Annotated in this window: 13 protein-coding genes; 2 read left to right on the forward strand and 11 right to left on the reverse strand. The window is 72.2% G+C overall.

Going from position 1 to position 15,975, the window contains the following annotated elements:
* Positions 1-31: 31 nt before the first annotated feature.
* Genes Msi02_RS28905 through Msi02_RS28915 form a run of 3 tightly spaced genes read right to left on the reverse strand, consistent with a single transcriptional unit; the run spans position 32 to position 2,556 of the window.
* A complete protein-coding gene (locus Msi02_RS28905; protein ID WP_079317331.1) occupies positions 32-796 on the reverse strand; it encodes an amino acid ABC transporter ATP-binding protein in 765 nt (254 codons plus the stop codon).
* Entirely contained in the window at positions 793-1,722 is a 930-nt protein-coding gene (locus tag Msi02_RS28910; RefSeq protein ID WP_204051169.1) for an amino acid ABC transporter permease, read from the reverse strand. Before Msi02_RS28910 ends, Msi02_RS28905 begins: the two co-directional genes overlap by 4 nt.
* 51 nt (positions 1,723-1,773) lie before the next feature.
* Entirely contained in the window at positions 1,774-2,556 is a 783-nt protein-coding gene (locus tag Msi02_RS28915) for an FCD domain-containing protein (RefSeq protein ID WP_079317335.1), read from the reverse strand.
* A gap of 294 nt (positions 2,557-2,850) precedes the next feature.
* Here Msi02_RS28915 and Msi02_RS28920 point away from each other — a divergent pair, with 294 nt between their 5' ends.
* Positions 2,851-5,046, forward strand: coding sequence for an MFS transporter (locus Msi02_RS28920; protein ID WP_204051170.1), 2,196 nt, complete (start codon positions 2,851-2,853; stop codon positions 5,044-5,046).
* Between the two features lie 50 nt (positions 5,047-5,096).
* Here Msi02_RS28920 and Msi02_RS28925 read toward each other — a convergent pair whose 3' ends face one another.
* A complete protein-coding gene (locus Msi02_RS28925) occupies positions 5,097-6,305 on the reverse strand; it encodes an MFS transporter (protein WP_204051171.1) in 1,209 nt (402 codons plus the stop codon).
* Between the two features lie 144 nt (positions 6,306-6,449).
* Here Msi02_RS28925 and Msi02_RS28930 point away from each other — a divergent pair, with 144 nt between their 5' ends.
* Complete coding sequence (locus tag Msi02_RS28930; protein ID WP_204051172.1) at positions 6,450-7,388, forward strand: Lrp/AsnC family transcriptional regulator; 939 nt, start codon at positions 6,450-6,452, stop codon at positions 7,386-7,388.
* Between the two features lie 35 nt (positions 7,389-7,423).
* Here the strand turns inward: Msi02_RS28930 and Msi02_RS28935 are convergent, their stop codons facing one another.
* From Msi02_RS28935 to Msi02_RS28965, 7 genes are all read right to left on the reverse strand, one after another.
* Positions 7,424-8,680, reverse strand: a complete 1,257-nt coding sequence (locus tag Msi02_RS28935; RefSeq protein WP_204051173.1) for a hypothetical protein — start codon at positions 8,678-8,680, stop codon at positions 7,424-7,426.
* 6 nt (positions 8,681-8,686) lie between these two features.
* Positions 8,687-10,282 (reverse strand): zinc-binding metallopeptidase family protein, encoded by a 1,596-nt coding sequence (locus Msi02_RS28940; RefSeq protein WP_204051174.1) that lies wholly within the window; start codon positions 10,280-10,282, stop codon positions 8,687-8,689.
* 126 nt (positions 10,283-10,408) lie between these two features.
* Entirely contained in the window at positions 10,409-11,536 is a 1,128-nt protein-coding gene (locus Msi02_RS28945) for an ABC transporter ATP-binding protein (protein WP_079321051.1), read from the reverse strand.
* Positions 11,533-12,324: an ABC transporter permease gene (locus tag Msi02_RS28950; protein ID WP_079321052.1), complete on the reverse strand. Its 792-nt coding sequence runs from the start codon at positions 12,322-12,324 to the stop codon at positions 11,533-11,535. Before Msi02_RS28950 ends, Msi02_RS28945 begins: the two co-directional genes overlap by 4 nt.
* Positions 12,321-13,292 carry an ABC transporter permease gene (locus Msi02_RS28955; protein WP_204051175.1) on the reverse strand — a complete coding sequence of 324 codons (972 nt, stop codon included), beginning with the start codon at positions 13,290-13,292 and terminating at the stop codon, positions 12,321-12,323. The genes Msi02_RS28950 and Msi02_RS28955 overlap by 4 nt, the downstream gene beginning before the upstream one ends.
* Positions 13,293-13,370: 78 nt before the next feature.
* Positions 13,371-14,441 carry an extracellular solute-binding protein gene (locus Msi02_RS28960; RefSeq protein WP_204051176.1) on the reverse strand — a complete coding sequence of 357 codons (1,071 nt, stop codon included), beginning with the start codon at positions 14,439-14,441 and terminating at the stop codon, positions 13,371-13,373.
* Between the two features lie 121 nt (positions 14,442-14,562).
* A complete protein-coding gene (locus tag Msi02_RS28965; RefSeq protein WP_079319566.1) occupies positions 14,563-15,972 on the reverse strand; it encodes an aminobutyraldehyde dehydrogenase in 1,410 nt (469 codons plus the stop codon).
* Between the last annotated feature and the right edge of the window lie 3 nt (positions 15,973-15,975).

A 15,975-nucleotide genomic window follows, 5' to 3' on the forward strand; every position in this document is an offset into this window, starting at 1 on the left:
ATCTCTGGCTGGGGGTTGTGAGGAGCCGAAGTCATCGGAAGACGCTGGAGACGAAGGCGCGGGTCCGCTCGTGCCTGGGCCGGGCGAGCACCTCGCCGGGCGGCCCCGCCTCGACGATCACGCCGTCCTCCATGAAGAGCACCTGGCTGGCGACCTCGCGGGCGAAGCGCAGCTCGTGGGTGACGACCAGCATGGTCATCCCCTGCTCGGCCACGGCGCGCATGACGCCGAGAACCTCGCCCACGAGCTCGGGGTCCAGGGCCGAGGTGGGCTCGTCGAACAGCAGCACCTTCGGCTCCATCGCCAGGGCCCTGGCGATCGCCACCCGCTGCTGCTGGCCGCCCGACAGATGGCGGGCGTAGGAGTCTCGCTTGTCGGCCAGGCCGACCCGCTCCAGCGCGCCGACCGCCAGCTCGCGGGCCTCCGCCTTGCCGAGACCGCGTAGCCTCCTGGGCGCGAGGGCGATGTTCTCGGCCGCCGTGAGGTGGGGGAACAGGTTGAACCGCTGGAACACCATGCCGACGTCGCGGCGCTGCCGTTCGATGTCACGCTCGCGGCGTTCGACGAGCCGCCCGCCCCGGTCCTCGTAGCCGATCAGCTCGCCGTCGACCGTGATCCGCCCGGCGTCGGGCTTCTCCAGGTGGTTCACGCAGCGGAGCAGGGTGCTCTTGCCCGATCCGCTGCGCCCGATCAGGCACACCACCTCGGACCGCTCGCAGGAGGCGCTGACGCCGCGCAGGACCCGCAGGCCGCCGAACGACTTGTGGACGTTCTCGATCCGCACCATCGCGCTCATCGCGCAGCCCTCCTCAGCCTGGCCAGCGCCGCGGTGACGATCTGGTCGGCCGCGCTGCGGCGCCGTACGGCCGAACGGTGGAAGCGGCGTTCCAGGTAGTACTGGCCGACGCTGGTGACGGACGTGGCGACCAGGTACCAGAAGGCGGCCACGATCAGCAGTTCCATGACCTTGCCGTTGACGTAGTAGATCTGCTGGGCGTTGGTCAGGATTTCGGTGTAGGAGATGGTGGCGGCCAGCGAGGAGGTCTTCAGCATGCCGATCGCCTCGTTCCCGATGGGCGGGATGATCGCCGGCATCGCCTGCGGGAGCACCACCTTGGCCAGTGCCGTCCTCCGGGACAGGCCCAGGGCCGACGCCGCCTCCGTCTGACCGGCGTCCACCGAGAGGATGCCGCCCCTGATCACCTCGGTCAGGTAGGCGCCCTCGTTGATCCCCAGGCCGAGCAGTGCCGCGACGAACGGCGTGACGACGTTGATCGTCTGGGCCTGGAACAGGCCGGGGACGCCCAGGGTCGGGAAGATCAGGCTGAGGTTGAACCACATCATCAGCTGCAGCAGAACCGGCGTGCCCCGGAACAGCCACACGTACAGCCAGGCGATGGTGGACACCACGGGGTTCGCCGACAGGCGCATCACCGCGAAGCAGGTGCCGAGCGCGATGCCGATCAGCATGGCGAGCACCGAGATCAGGATCGTCTGCGCGAAGCCCGACAGGATCTTCTGCGCGGTGAGGAACCCCCGGACCACGCCCCAGTCGATCTGACCCCGGGCGAACGACAGGACGAGGAAGCCCAGGACGACCAGGACGAGCGCGCCGGTCACCCATCGCATCGGATGGGAGCGCGCGTGCAGCCGGTCCTCCGGGGGGATCTCGGCCGGAGAATCGAGATGGACGACCGGAGCGGAGGACGTTGACGATCCCATCTCCTATCACCTTCTTCTTCGTGCGATCGGTGGGCGGGAGCCCGTGGCGCCTCAGAGCGTGAGCTCGATCAGGCGTTTGACGACCTCGGCGCCGCGGTCGGTCGCAGCGCGCTCGGCCTCCTCGATAAGCCGGTTGACGTGCGCGAGCATCGTCCGCTCGGCCTCGTCGGGGTCGCCGGCGCGGATGGCCGCCAGGACGTCGGTGTGCTCGGGGGCGGACTGGGCGAAGGTCCCGTGACCGCCGGTGATGACGTCCAGCACCAGCTCCAGGGGCTCCAGCGACTCGTCGAGCACGACGTCCCCGATCGCCTGGAGCAGGCGGTTGCGGGAGATGTGGAAGATCTCCCGGTGGAAGCGCATACCGCACAGACGGGCGTCGCCGCCGACGTCGAGCGCCTCGCGGTGGCCGTTCACCAGCTCTTCGAGCCGTTCGATGTCGTCGGGGGTGGCCCGCGTCGCGGCCCATCGGGCGGCCTCGCGCTCCACGCCGCGCCGCGCGTACAGCAGGTCGAGCAGCTGACGCGCGTTCTGGATGTCCAGCGCCTGGTGCAGTCCCTTCGCCTGGCGCCGGGTGCGCCGGGTGAACTGCGCCAGGCGACGGCCCGCGTCCGTGACCGTGCGGCCCTTGCGTCCCGAGGAGACGGTCAGCCCCAGTTCGTCCAGCCGGGCCAGCAGCCGGGACGTGCTGGCCTCGCTGAGCGCGATGCCGCTGTCGCCCAGGCGGCGCGTCGCGATGCGCGCCCCGACGGGGTCGGCCGACTCGGCGACGATGTCGAGCAGCAGCAGCTCCTGGTGGGACAGATGAGAGGAGATCGGATTGGGGACGTCGCTCACTGGTCAGGGATCCATTCGAACGGGCTCGGCGGGCCGGGGGCGCGATCGCCGGGGACTCGCGACATGCAAAACGTTAATCGCCAAGCTGGCATGTACGTCAAATATGACTGATAACCCTCGCCATTCGCGGAGCTATGCGGTTACATGAGGAAGAGTCCACCGGTGTGAGATGACCTGTCTAGATACATCCTGTTAAGAATTGGTAACGTCCATCAAATTTGAGGGACATCGATCGAACGCCGGAAGGCCGGAGGCGGTTTGCGTTGATCAGAGGGTCGCCGCGAAGATCACCGGATGGCCTCCCCCAGCCCGGCACGACGGCGGTTCGCGCTCTTCGCGCTCGCCGCCGCCGTCGTCTGCGTCTCCTTCCCGCTGGCCGAACCGGTTCTGTGGACCGCTGACGGAAGTGTCTTGACGAAGCTCCTCGTCATGGTCGACCGGGCGGTGGAGCCGGTCGCGATCCTCGTGCTGGCGCTGCCGCTGGGAGTGCTGATCGACCGGTCGCGACGCCGGTCCGTCCTGGTGAGGTCGGCGCTGCTGGGAGCGGCGGCCCTCACGTCCGTCGCGGCGGCCAGGGCTCTCGGAGCGCCCACCTGGCCACTTCTCCTCGCGGTGATGCCGGCGAGCGGCGTCCTGGCTATGGTGACGGGGCTCGCCCAGGACGCGTATCTGCCGTCCGTGGTACGGCGTGCGCGCCTGCTTCCGGCGAATGCCCTGCTGACCCTTCTGCCGCAGATCGTCGTCGTGCCGATGATGCTGACGGGGACCATCTGGCAGGATTCCGCGTTCCTGTTCGCCGTCGGCCTGGCGCTGGCCGTGGCTGCGGCGCTGTTTCGGGGCGTCTCCGCCGTCGAGAGGCAGCCGCCGCCCAGGGCGGGGCTGTGCCGGGAGGCCGCGGAGGGAATCCGCTTCACGATCCGGCATCCGGTGGTGCGGGCAATCGCCCTCTACCTGGTGCTGTCGGCCCTGTTCGCCGAGATCGCCGACGCGGCGGCGGGCGGGGCGTGGGAGACGGCGTTCCACGCCCTGAGCGGGGCGGACAGCGGGTTCGCCCGGTGGATGATGAGCGCGCCGGCGTACATCCCGTCCGTCCTCGGGGCGCTGCTGGCCGTGCTGCTGCATCGGAGGCTCGGCGCCTTCCGCCTGGCCTGGTGGGCGCTGCTCGCGAGCGGGCCGTTCACCCTGCTGCTCGCCCTGTCCGGCACCGGGCCGGGGTGGATCTGGTACGTCCTCGGGGCCGCCGTCCCGGCCACCGGGACGGCGATCGCCGCCGTCTCCCTGCTCAGCCACCGGCAGGTCGTCACGCCCCACCGGCTGCTCGGCCGGACTGGCGCCCTGCTGGTCGTCCTCACCACTCTGGCCGACGGCGTGGGGAGCCTCCTGGAGGAGCCCGCGGATCGGCTGGCCGAACTGGGCGGCGTCGCGCCCGCGACGCTCGCCACCGTCGCCGCGCTCGCGGCCGCAGTCCCGCTGGTGCGGGCCCGGCGGTCCGCGGCCGACCACGATGCCGGACCCAGTCAGAGTGACCTGCCGGACCACGGCGACGGGACGAGCCTGAACGACGCCGCGGACTGGCCCTCCTCCGCGGCCGCCCGCGCCGCCCGGCGGGCCGGGCCACCGCTGGCGGCGCTCGCGCTGCTGGCCGCGCTGCCGGCCGCCGACCTCGCGCACGGTCGCATCACCACCCTCGGCGAGTGCGCGCCCCGGTACGACGAGGCGGCGAGAGTGCCCACCGGCGAACGGGCCTTCATCTGCGGAGCGCGCTCGAGCGGGCGTTTCGCGGCCATATCCGACCGGGACCTGCTGGCGTACGGGCGGGCGATGTGCGAGGTCTACCCGGGCCCTCACGCCGACGAGAGGTTGATCACCCCCATCTGTCCCCCGGCCGCGGCGAAGGCCCAGGCGGAGATCAACGCCGAGGAGGCCGAGTATCGGGCGCGGGAGGCCGCCAACCAGAAGGTGTGCGACCACTCCCGGCACCACCCCTTGATCAAGCCCGTACGCGTCGTCCGTGATCGGATGTGGACCGACTACGGCGTCATGGAGTCCTTCGAGTACGACGAGAGCCTGCCGGAGGACCCTTTCGACGACGGCCTGCTGGACAGGGCCCAGGACGACGACCTGGTCGCCGCCGCCCCCGGGCACCTGATCATCCTCAGCCACTCCGACTACGACATCTGTGTGACCGCCGAGACCTACCGCACGAGGCCGCCGGTAGAGGTGAAGGGGTGGCATCAGGTAGTCGAGGTCGGCTACCGGAGCATCACCGGGCACATCGAGCTGATGGACCCGATGGCCGGAGAGGGCCTGCCGAATCTGGCGTTCCGTGGCAAGGGCCACTATCGGATCCGCGTCCACTACCGGCAGCCGGACTGGGAGGCGATGACGCCCCAGCACCTGCTGATCATGGTCTTCCCCGGCGAGGGCGACCGCGTGGTGGAGCACCGCCGCCCGCGGCGCACCACCGGCGCGTCCGCGGGCGGCGCCTGAACGGCAGGCTGGGCGATTCGGGCCTTCAGCGGTTTCGCACCCCGCGAGAGTCAGCGGCTGCCGCGGGCGCGGTGCAGGAGCACGGCGGCGAGGACCAGCGCCAGCAGGAGGAAGGCGGCGGACGAGAGCAGGCCGACGGCGGCCGGGTCCAGTCTGCCGTCCAGCGCACCGGCGAGGAAGTAGCCGCCGGAGCCGCCGGCGACGGAGGCGGACCCGAAGTAGGAGAACGCCTCGGCCCTGCGGCGCAGGCCCATGCGTCCCTCGATCTCGGTCGCCATCAGGCCGTTGAGCGGCACCATGAACAGCCCGGCGGCGAACAGCCCCGCGGCATACCCGAGGGGGCCGCCGGCGAGCCCGGGCGGCACGGCCAGCGCGGCGGAGGCGAGCAGCATGGCCAGGGTGACCGGAAGGGCGCGGTGGCGGGCCGGCGGCCAGGCGCTCACCACGATCCCGCCCAGGCAGGCCCCGGCGGGCAGGGCCGCAGTGAACCAGCCGGAGGCGCCCGAGCCGAGGCCGTACTGCGCCATGCGCTGCGGGACGTTGGCCATCAGCAGCCCGTACGCCAGACCGACCCACAGCACCAGGGCCGAGACGAGCTGTGTGTCGCGCGGCGGGAGCAGGCCGTCCGGGCGCCGGGGCGCCGGCGGCAGCGGCGGGACGGCCCGCATGAGCCAGGCGCCCAGCAGCGACAGGGCCGCCATCCCGGCGAGCGCGGCGACCGCCCCGCCCGCCACCACGAGCACGCTCACCAGGATCGGGCCCACCACCGAGCACAGCTCGACGAGCAGGGACTCGGCGAAGTGGGCGCGGCGGAGCTGGACGGCGGGAACCGTCACCACGAGCAGTGCCCGCATGCCGCCCCACATTCCCGCCGTCGCCAGCCCGAGGCCGGCGGACAGGACATACAACACCCAGACCGGCGCCCCCACCTCGGCGGCCACGACCAGGCCCATGGTGACCAGGCCGGACAGGGCCACGGTCACCCTCATGGCGCGGCGCAGTTCCAGGCGGTCGAGTAGTCGGCCGAAGAGCGGGCCGGGCGGCCCCGAGCACAGGCTGAGCACCCCGGCCAGCAGCGCGCCCTCCGCCAGCGAGCCGTTGACCCGCTCGCCCACGAGCATCAGCACCAGCCCCGCCATGGAGGTGGGCAGCCGGGCCAACAGGGAACCGAGGAGCCAGTGCCGCCAGGGACGGTGTGTCAGCAGCCCGACGGGGCCCGGGTGGACATCCGGCGCCGACGGAGGATTGTCTGTTCGCATTTTCATCGTTTCTTGCGAAGTTGATCGTGGAAATTTGCCGCTTCGCTCCCGTGCGCACGCGTTCATGCCTGTAAAGGGGCTGTGCCAGACTGTCCGGGGCGGGAGGCTTGTCGCGGGCGGGTGGCGGGAACGGGAAGCGGATCCTTGACGCAGCGATACGAACTTGACGGGCAGGACCAGGCGATCATCGACCTGCTCCGGGAGGACGGCCGGGCTCCGCTGGCGCGCATCGGAGAGCAGGTCGGCCTGTCCGCCGACGCGGTCCGGGCCCGCATGGCACGGCTGGCCGGCGACGGCGTCCTGCGGGTGATCGGCCTGGTGGACCCGGCCATCCTCGGCTACGACGTGCTCGGCACCGTCGGCCTGCGCTATCGCGGCCCCGTCGAGCGGCTGCGCGCCGCGCTCAACGCCCACCCCCAGGTCACCTTCGCCGCGCAGACGGTCGGCGTGTATGACGTGATGTGCGAGGTCGGCGCCCGCGACGACGCCGATCTCGCCGACGTCGTGCAGCGCATCGCCGGCACGATCGAGGGGGTGCGGGACTACGAGGTCTGGCGCCAACTCGACGTGGCCAAGTGGGAGAGCCAGGGCAGGCCGCGACGGTCCGGCCCGCCGGCGCCGCGGCGGCCGGACCTCGACGACCTCGACGTGGCGCTGCTGCGCCTGCTCGTCGACAACCCGAGGGCCAGTTACCGCGAGCTGGAGGCCGAACTCGGCGTCCCCTACTGGGCGGTGCGGAAGCGGGCCCAGGCGCTGTTCCGCGACGGCACGATCCAGGCGACGGCGATGGTGGACCGGGTGTCCACCGATCCCGTCACCATGGCCTCCGTCGGGATCACCCTGGGCGGCTCCCCCGACGCCGCCCTGGACGCCCTGGTCGCGCTGCCCGAACTGCCCATCGTCACGCTGACGGCGGGCCGCTTCCACGTCGTGGCCGAGGCGGCCTGCGGCTCCGCGAGGGACCTCGCCGCGCTGATGCGCCGCATCCTGGCCACGGACGGCGTGCGCGACCTGACCGTGCTGACCTACGCGCGCGTCCTGGTGCTGCCCCGCCCGTGGCGGTTCGAGACGGCCACCGGCTGACCCGCCCACCCGGCAGGGCTCGATGGCAGTCCCGCTCACCGTGCCCGCGCCGCGGGTGCGGCCGGAGTGAGCGCCAGGACGCCGGCGAGCATCGCGGCGGAGACGCAGGCGCCGGCCAGGAACACGCCGGCGGGCCCGGACACGTCGAGCAGCACTCCGAACACCACCGGCAGGACCAGCATGCCGGCGCCGTTGAGGTAGTTCGTCGCGGCCAGCCGCAGGCCGGTGCCGCCGGCGGTGTCCTCCGCGGTCGCCAGCAGGTTGGTCGCCCCGATGCCGGTGGCCCCGGCCAGCCCGTGCAGCACCGCGCCCGCCGCGACCCCGGCGAACGCGTTCCCTGCCAGCCCCACCGCGGCCAGCCCGGCCACGGCGCACGCACCGGACACCGCCACCGCGCCGCGCAGCCCCACGCGGGCGACCACCCGGCCGAAAAAGGGTCCCGCGGCGACCGAGGTCAGGTCGCGGCACAGCAGCAGCGTCAGCACCAGGCCCGGCAGGCGCTCGGCGGGTACGTCGAGCGCGATCGGATAGAAGGAGTTGCCGAGCAGGACCACGGTGTTCAGGTTGAGGTTGATCAGCGACGACGCCTGCAGAGCGGGCTCGCGGCGCAGCATGCGCAGCGAGCACGCGTAGCCGCCGACGGCGCCGGCCGTGCCGGTCAGGACGGCGGGGTCGTCCCGGTCGGCCCGGCCCCGCACCCGCCGCGCGAGCAGCGCGAAGGTCAGGGCCGGCAGGACGACCAGCCAGAGCCCCGGCCCTGCGGCGTCCCCGGTGCCGAGCCGCGCCAGCAGGGCGACCGACAGCGCCGCCGCCAGCGCGGCGGACAGGCGCTGCGCCGCGCCGTTGAGACCCTGGGTCCGATACCGGTCGCCGGACCGCGCGACCACCGCCAGCGTGGTGGTCACGACGGACCCCCTGGCGAGGGCGTACCCGAGCAGGGGCACGGCCCAGGTCCACGCCGAGGACACCGACGTGGCGGCGGCGAGCCCGGCCGCGCACCCGGCGAGGGCCAGGCCGCCGGCGAACAGCACCCGGCCGCGCCCGCGGCGGTCGCCGCGCAGCGCCGCAGGCGGAGCCATGACCACTCCGGCGCCCTGTGCGAGCGCGAGCAGCACGCCGATCAGCAGCCCGGACCCGGCGCCGCTCGCCTGGAGACCGACCGGCAGCAGGATCTGCACCAGCGACTCGGTGAGGAACAGCGCGACGACCATCGCCACCGCGAGCGCGGTCCCGCTCGCCCCCGCCGTCTCACCCCCGTACCGGCCGCGACGGGGGCGGGAGAGCGTGCCCATGGACGGCTAGAGCTTCTCGCCGAAGTCCGTCGTGGTCGGCAGTTGCCACTCGAAACCGCGGGCGGTGGTCACGTACTCGGGCCAGGGCAGCTCGACGGGCGGCGCGAAGTCGCGCGGCAGCAGCGGGTCGCGCAACGCCGCGGGCGCGGCCTCGCGGTTGCGCTCGAACTCCTCCGTGGCTGCGGCCAGCAGCCCGGGGTCGTCGATGAGCCGCAGCGCGGTCGCGGCGATGACCTCGCCGGCGTAACCCCACACCGGGTCGATCGCCGGTGCCAGGCCGTTCATGGCGTTGTTGGCCCAGTGGTTGAGGTCCTCCCCCACCACCCGCAGCAGCGGCTTGGCGGTGTAGAAGCGCACGGTGGGCGCGTGCCAGGTGTACTCGGTGCAGTCGTCGGCCCCGGTGCAGTCCTGCCACGGCGGGAGGGTGGCGCGGGTGGCCGCGTCATGGTCGCGCGGGTCGGTGACCTGGTACAGCATCGGCCGGAAGGGGTCGTCGGAGGGCTCGTGCCCGAGGGTGCGCTCCAGTTCACGGGCGAACTCGTACGCCTCGGGCGCGAACCTGCGCGGTCCCAGCTCCAGCAGGTTCTCGTACGTCGCCTGCGCCATGACGTGGTTCTTCAGGCCCGGCCGGGTGCGGGTCACCCAGCGCATCGAGACCTCGCAGTTGGCCAGCCCGGCGACGTGCCTGGCGTTGCGTGTGAGCACCTCCAGGATCTGCTCCTGGACGCCGATCAGCGGCGAGCGCCAGCTGAACTGGATCTGGGTGATCCGCGGCGGCAGGTTGTCGGCCGTCGCGTTGGCCGCGCCCAGGATCGCCTCGTTGAGCGACCACAGGCCGGTCCGGGGGAACATGTTCTCCTTGGCGTACTTGGTCGCCGTGAGCATCAGGCCCAGCGCGTCGAGAGCCCCTGGAGAGCGGACGCTGTTGTGCGCGCCCATCCCCGACCCCTCCAGCGGGTCTCCGCTGATCCACGGCGGGGCGTCGTCGCGCTGCGCCTCGAAGCATTGGAAGGTGAAGACCGCCGACCAGTACAGGCAGTTGTGGATGTCCCACACCGCGGTGTTCTCGAACAGCGGGTGGTAGCTGATCACCGCGTCGAGCCCGTCGTAGTAGCCCTTGGCGGCGTGTACGGCCTTGGATCCGCACACCTTCTCGGCCGGCTCGCCGAACAGGTGGACGACCCCCCGGCCTCCGGTGCGCTCGATCGCCCGCTTGGTCGCGATCGCCCCGGCGAGGGCGCCGACGCCCAGGGCCGAGTGCGCGTCGGTGAAGCCGGGCGCCCATGGGTGGAGGCCGGGGCGCGGCTGCCGGTAGGTCACGGTGTCCTGGGAGTAGCCGGGCGAGGCGTCGTACTCGGCGTACATCCCGATGGCGGGGCCGTCGTCGCCCCACCGGGCGTGGAAGGCGGTCGGCATGCCGCCCGACCCCTCCTCCACCTCGAAGCCCTCCGCCTTCAGCAGGTCGACGTACGCCTGCGCCGACCGGTACTCACGCCAGGCGGGCTCGGCGTACGACCAGATGAGGCGGTGGAACTCCGAGAGCTCCTTGCCGAGTTCCTCCACCGCGGCGACTCCGGCGCGCTGGCGCTCGGTCAGTCCCATGTCGCTCCTCGTTTCTTCTTATCGGGGGGTTTGTTCTCGGGGGTTCGTGAGGTCAGGGGAGGTTTACGGGCATGCCGGAGACGTGGGCGCCGCAGGGCGACGCCCTCGTCGTGCTGAGAAGCGTGGTCAGGCCGCGCCGGAGATGATGTGGCAGGAGCCGGGATCCCACTCCAGGACGACCTCGTCGCCCACTGAGCACGGCAGCGGGGCCCCCGACTCGCACCTGACCACCAGTTCGGCGCCGTCGGCGCCCTCGACCAGGACCTTGCGCGAGTCGCCTGCGTAGATGTCGGCGCTCACCACTCCGGGCATGCGGGAGACGGCCGCCGCGGACTGCTCGGCCCCGGCCGGCCGGATGCGGATGGCCGACGGCCGGACCACGACGACCGCCTCCCGCTCCCCCGGCGTGTCGCCGGGGACGAGGACCCGCCCGTACGGCAGGGCCAGCACGGACTCCGTCCCGTCTCGTTCGACCCGGCCGCGGAACAGGTTGGACTCGCCCAGGAAGCGGGCGGCGACCTCGCTGTTGGGCAGCCCGTACAGCTCCTCGGGCGTACCGTGCTGGACCAGCCGCCCGCCCGCGAGCAGCGCGATGCGGTCGCTCATCGTCAGAGCCTCCTCCTGATCGTGGGTGACGTTGATGACGGTGAGCCCGAGTTCGCGACTGAGCCTGCGAATCTCGATCTGCATGGCCTCGCGCAGGCGGCGGTCGAGGGCGCCGAGCGGCTCGTCCATCAGCAGCAGCGGCGGCCGGGCCACGATGGCCCGGGCCAGCGCCACCCGCTGCTGCTGCCCGCCGGACAGTTCCTTCGGGGAGCGCCCGCCGTACCCGCCGAGCTGCACCGCCTCGAGTGCCCGCTCGACCAGGTCCGCCCGGTCGCGGCGGCGCACCCGCCGCATCTCCAACGGGAAGGCGACGTTGGCGGCGACCGACAGGTGCGGGAACAAGGCGTAGTTCTGGAACACCATGCCGATCTCGCGGCGGTGCACGGGGACCTGGGAGATGTCGCGGCCGTCCACCACGACCCGGCCCTCGTCGGCGTCCACGAAGCCGGCGACGATCCGCAGGAGCGTGGTCTTGCCCGATCCGGAGGCACCCAGCAGCGTGAGGAACTGACCGGGCTCCACGGTCAGCGACACGTCGTCGACGGCCCGCACGTCGCCGTACCTCTTGACGATGCCGGCCAGTTCGACCCTCGCTCCCGGCGAGCCCTCCCGGCCGGTCGGCCCTGCCTGGGTTGCCGTCTCGGTCACGTCCTTCTCCTAACCTTCTTCACCACGGCCGGCCCCACCAGGACCAGGGCGGCCATCAGCAGCGAGACGAGAGTGATCAGCGTCGCCACCGCCGAGATGGACGGCTCGACGCCGGAGCGCACCTGGCTCCACATCACGACGGGCAGGGTGCGGAACCGCGGCGTGTTCAGGAACAGGGCGACGACCACCTCGTCCCAGGAGGAGACGAACGCCAGCACGCCGCCGACCAGCGCGGCCGGGGCCACCAGGGGCAGCGTGATCCGCAGGAGCGTGACCGCCTCGGTCGCGCCGGACACGCGAGCGGCCTCCTCTACGCGGCGGTCCACGCCGGTGAGCGCGGCCAGGACGTTGACGAACACGAACGGCAGGCCGAGCACCGCGTGGGCGATGCCCAGGCTGAGCGCGTTCCCCGACAGGCCGACCCGGATGTAGACCAGGTAGAAGCCGATGCCGGCGACGACGAGCGGCACGGTCATCGGCAGCACGGCCAGGCCGGTGACGAGGGCGGGCGGCAGGAAGCGGCTGCGCGCCGCGGCGAAGGCGAGCGAGGTGCCCGCCGTCATCGCCAGCACCGCGGCCAGCAGCCCCACCTGCACGCTGTTGCCGAGCGCGGTGAGCCACTCGGGATCGGTCAGGACCTCCTCGAACCAGCGCAGGGAGAAGCCCTTCGGCGGGAAGGTCACCATCGAGCCCGAGGTCACCGAGGTCGCCGCGACGACCAGGGTGGGCGCGACGAACAGCAGCGCGACCAGGCAGGCGAACAGCCGGACGCCGAGCCCGGCCCTCATCGCCGCCTCCCCATGCCGACGCCGAGGATCCTGCCCAGGCCGACGAACCGGGCGGCGACCGCGAGAACGGCCAGCACCGCCACGAACAGCAGGACCGCCATCGCCGCGCCGACGCCCGGCTTGAGGAACTGCTCGATCTGCTGCATGATCGCCTGCCCCACGTACACCTGGCGGGCGCCGCCGAGAAGCTGCGGCGTGATGTAGAAGCCCAGGGCGAGGACGAACACCAGGACGCCTCCGGCCACCGCGCCGGGCAGCGACAGCGGCAGGGTGATCCGCGCGAACACCCGCCACGGCCGCGCCCCCATCACCCGCGCGGCCCGCTCGACGTCGGGGTCGATCGAGCGGAGCTGGGCGAACAACGCGAGCACGGCGTACGGCAGGAGGACATGGACCATGCCGACGTAGACCGCGAAGGGTGTCCTGATCATGTGGATCGGCGCGGATATGAGGCCGAGCCAGTCGCGCAGCGCGGTGTTCACGATGCCGGTGTCGTTCAGCACGATCTGCCAGGCGTAGGTGCGCACCAGCAGGCTGGTCCAGAAGGCCAGCATCAGCGCGACCATCAGGAAGGTGCGCAGCGCCGTCCCGGACCTGGCCATCGCATAGGCGTACGGGTATCCGATCAGCAGGCACAGCGCGGTGACCACCAGCGCCATCTCCAGGGTGTCCACCACGGAGCGCTGGTAGACGGAGCTGGTGAAGATCGCGGCGTAGTTCTGCGGCGAGGGGTCGGTCAGGCTCTTGACCACCACCACGGCCATCGGTACGACGAACGCGGCGACCACGAAGACCAGGCCGGGCAGGCCGGCGCCGCTCCAGAAGTCGGGCCGGGGGAGGCGCCAGGCGCGGGCCGGGCCCCCGCCTGGCCCGCCGCCGCGGCCGGCCCGGCCGTCCGAGCCGGCCGCGGGACTCGCCTGCGGGCCGGGGGACGACGTGCGGGATTGAATCTGGGAAAGTGCGCTCACTGTGCTCCTCGTTTCGCTCCGCGTTCCGCGTGCGAGCACGTTTCGCTCTCGGGCACGGTCAGGCCGCCGTCACGGTGGTCAGCCCGCCAGCCAAGCGGTGGTCTTCTCGATCGCCTTCTCCATGTTGGCGTTCCACCAGGCGGAGTCCATGACGATCGGAGCGTCCTCGCCCTCCAGCACGTGGGCGGTCGGGGCATCGGCGGCGTACGTGCCGGAAGCCGTGGCCTTGGGGTTGGCCGGGCCGTACGGGATGTACTGGGTGATCTTCCCGTTGTTGGCCGCCGAGGCGATGTAGGCGATGAGCTTCATCGCGTTCGCCTTGTCGGGGGCGCCCTTCGGCACGAAGAGGTAGTCGCACAGGTAGATCTGCTGGCCCCAGGTGTTGTCGATCGGCTGGCCCTCGTCCTTGGCCAGCTTGACGCGCCCGTTGTAGCAGTTGCCCATCACGGCCTCGCCGGAGGAGACCAGGTTGATGCACTCCGCGGCGTCCTTGAAGACGATCAGGTCGTCCCTGATCGGCTCCAGCAGCTTCAGCGCGCGGTCGACGTCGAGCGGGTAGAGCTTGTCGCGGGGCACGCCGTTCGCCATCAGCGCCGCCTCCAGGATGCCCTGGAAGCCCGCGGTGCCGTCGATGGCCCGCTTGCCGGGATACTTCGCGGTGTTGAAGAAGTCGGCGTAGTTCCTGGGCGGGTTGGCCCCGAACTTATCGGTGTTGTAGGCGAGCACGATCGAGAAGACGAACAGCGGCACGCCCTGCTTGTAGACCTTGAACGGCCCGTTCGCGTAGTCACCGCAGGAGACGACCGAGCAGTCGATGTCCTCCAGGCGCGGGTTGCCCTCCAACCCGAAGTCGGCGCCGCCCTGGGCGATGTCCCAGGTCACGTTCTTGGCGTCGACCATCTGCTGGATCTTGGCGTACGTCACGGGGTTGTCCTGGACAACGCCGACGCCGCTCTCCTTGCCGAACGGGTCGAGCCACGCCTTGGCGATGGCCTCCTGGCCCGTGCCGCCGAAGCCGGCGTAGGTGACGGAACCGGTGTCGCCGGACGCCCCGGCGTCGCCGCTCCCGCTCCCTCCGCCGCAGGCGGCGGTGAGGGTGAGGGCCAGCGCCAGCGAGGTGACGGCCCACAAAGTGCGTGAAACCTTCACGTTCTCACTTACCTTTCCTTTTCTGGGTTGGTCGTCCGACCGGCCGGGCGCCGGATCGCCGGCCCCCTCCCGCGGCCCGGCCCGGTCCGGGCGGACGTGTCCGGTGCGCGGCGGCAGCCGCTCACCGCTCCCCGGTGAAGCTCATGACGTGCTTGATGCGCGTGTAGTCGTCGAACCCGTAGGCCGACATGTCCTTGCCGTAGCCCGAGTGCTTGAAGCCCCCGTGCGGCATCTCGGAGACCAGCGTCATGTGGGTGTTGAGCCACACGGCCCCGAAGTCGAGGCGGGCGGCGACGCGCAGCGCGCGGGCGTTGTCCCGCGTCCACACACTGGAGGCCAGGCCGTACGCCGTGTCGTTGGCGAGCGCCACGGCCTCCTCCTCGGCGGCGAAGGGCTGCACGGTCACCACCGGCCCGAAGATCTCCTCGCGCACCACCTCGTCGGCCTGCCGCACGCCGGCGACGACGGTGGGGGCGAAGAAGTAGCCGGTGCCGCCCGCGCGTGCCCCGCCGGTCGTCACGGTGGCGTGCGCCGGGAGCCGTTCCACGAATCCGGACACCCGCCTGAGCTGGCTCGCGTTGTTGAGCGGGCCGATCGCCGCCTCCGGGTCGTCCGGCGGCCCGACACGGACGGCCGCAGCGGCGGCGGTCAGCTCCGCCACGAACTCGTCGTGCACGCTCTCGTGCACCAGCACCCGGGTGGCCGCGGTGCAGTCCTGGCCCGCGTTCGCGTACCCGGCCTCGGCGACCGTGCGGACGGCGACGTCCAGCTCGGCGTCGGGGAAGACCAGCACCGGCGCCTTGCCGCCGAGCTCCAGGTGGAGGCGCTTGAGCGACGCCGACGCCGCGACGGCCACCTCAGTCCCGGCCCTGACCGACCCGGTGATGGACACCATCTGCGGGATCCCGTGGGAGACCAGGGCGCGCCCGGTGTCTCGGTCGCCGCACACCACGTTGACGACGCCGGACGGCAGAACTCCGGACGCGATCTCGGCGAGCAGCACCGTGGTGAGGGGCGTGGTGTCGCCGGGTTTCAGCACCACCGTGTTGCCCGCCGCCAGCGCCGGGGCGATCTTCCAGACCGCCATCATCAGCGGGTAGTTCCACGGCGTCACCTGGGCGCACACCCCCACCGGCTCGCGCCGGATCATCGAGGTGTGGTCGTCGAGGTACTCCCCCGCCGACCTGCCCTCCAGGAGGCGGGCGGCGCCGGCGAAGAACCGCAGCACGTCCACGCACTCGGCCACCTCGGCCCCCGACGCGGCCATCGGCTTGCCGGTGTTCGCCGACTCGGCCCGCGCCAGTTCCCCGGCTCGGGCCGCGACCGCGTCGGCCAGCCGCAGCAGCAGCTCCTGCCGGACGCGCGGTGTGGTCCGCCGCCATCCGGCGAAGGCCCGCCCGGCCGCCCGGCAGGCGGCGTCGACGTCCACGGCTGCGGACAGCGGGGCGGTCGCGATCACTTTCTCGGTGCTCGGGTCCACCACGTCGGACGTGCGCCCGTCGGCGGCGTCCCGCCACCGTCCGTCGATCATGTT

This window comes from Microbispora siamensis (genome assembly GCF_016863095.1).
Lineage (GTDB): Bacteria > Actinomycetota > Actinomycetes > Streptosporangiales > Streptosporangiaceae > Microbispora > Microbispora siamensis.

Bases quoted from the DNA above. Each gene is read 5' to 3' on its own strand.
- Msi02_RS28905 (WP_079317331.1), bottom strand. From the start codon at position 796: ATGAGCGCGATGGTGCGGATCGAGAACGTCCACAAGTCGTTCGGCGGC.
- Msi02_RS28910 (WP_204051169.1), bottom strand. From the start codon at position 1,722: ATGGGATCGTCAACGTCCTCCGCTCCGGTCGTCCATCTCGATTCTCCG.
- Msi02_RS28920 (WP_204051170.1), top strand. From the start codon at position 2,851: ATGGCCTCCCCCAGCCCGGCACGACGGCGGTTCGCGCTCTTCGCGCTC.
- Msi02_RS28925 (WP_204051171.1), bottom strand. From the start codon at position 6,305: ATGCGAACAGACAATCCTCCGTCGGCGCCGGATGTCCACCCGGGCCCC.
- Msi02_RS28935 (WP_204051173.1), bottom strand. From the start codon at position 8,680: ATGGGCACGCTCTCCCGCCCCCGTCGCGGCCGGTACGGGGGTGAGACG.
- Msi02_RS28940 (WP_204051174.1), bottom strand. From the start codon at position 10,282: ATGGGACTGACCGAGCGCCAGCGCGCCGGAGTCGCCGCGGTGGAGGAA.
- Msi02_RS28950 (WP_079321052.1), bottom strand. From the start codon at position 12,324: ATGAGGGCCGGGCTCGGCGTCCGGCTGTTCGCCTGCCTGGTCGCGCTG.
- Msi02_RS28965 (WP_079319566.1), bottom strand. From the start codon at position 15,972: ATGATCGACGGACGGTGGCGGGACGCCGCCGACGGGCGCACGTCCGAC.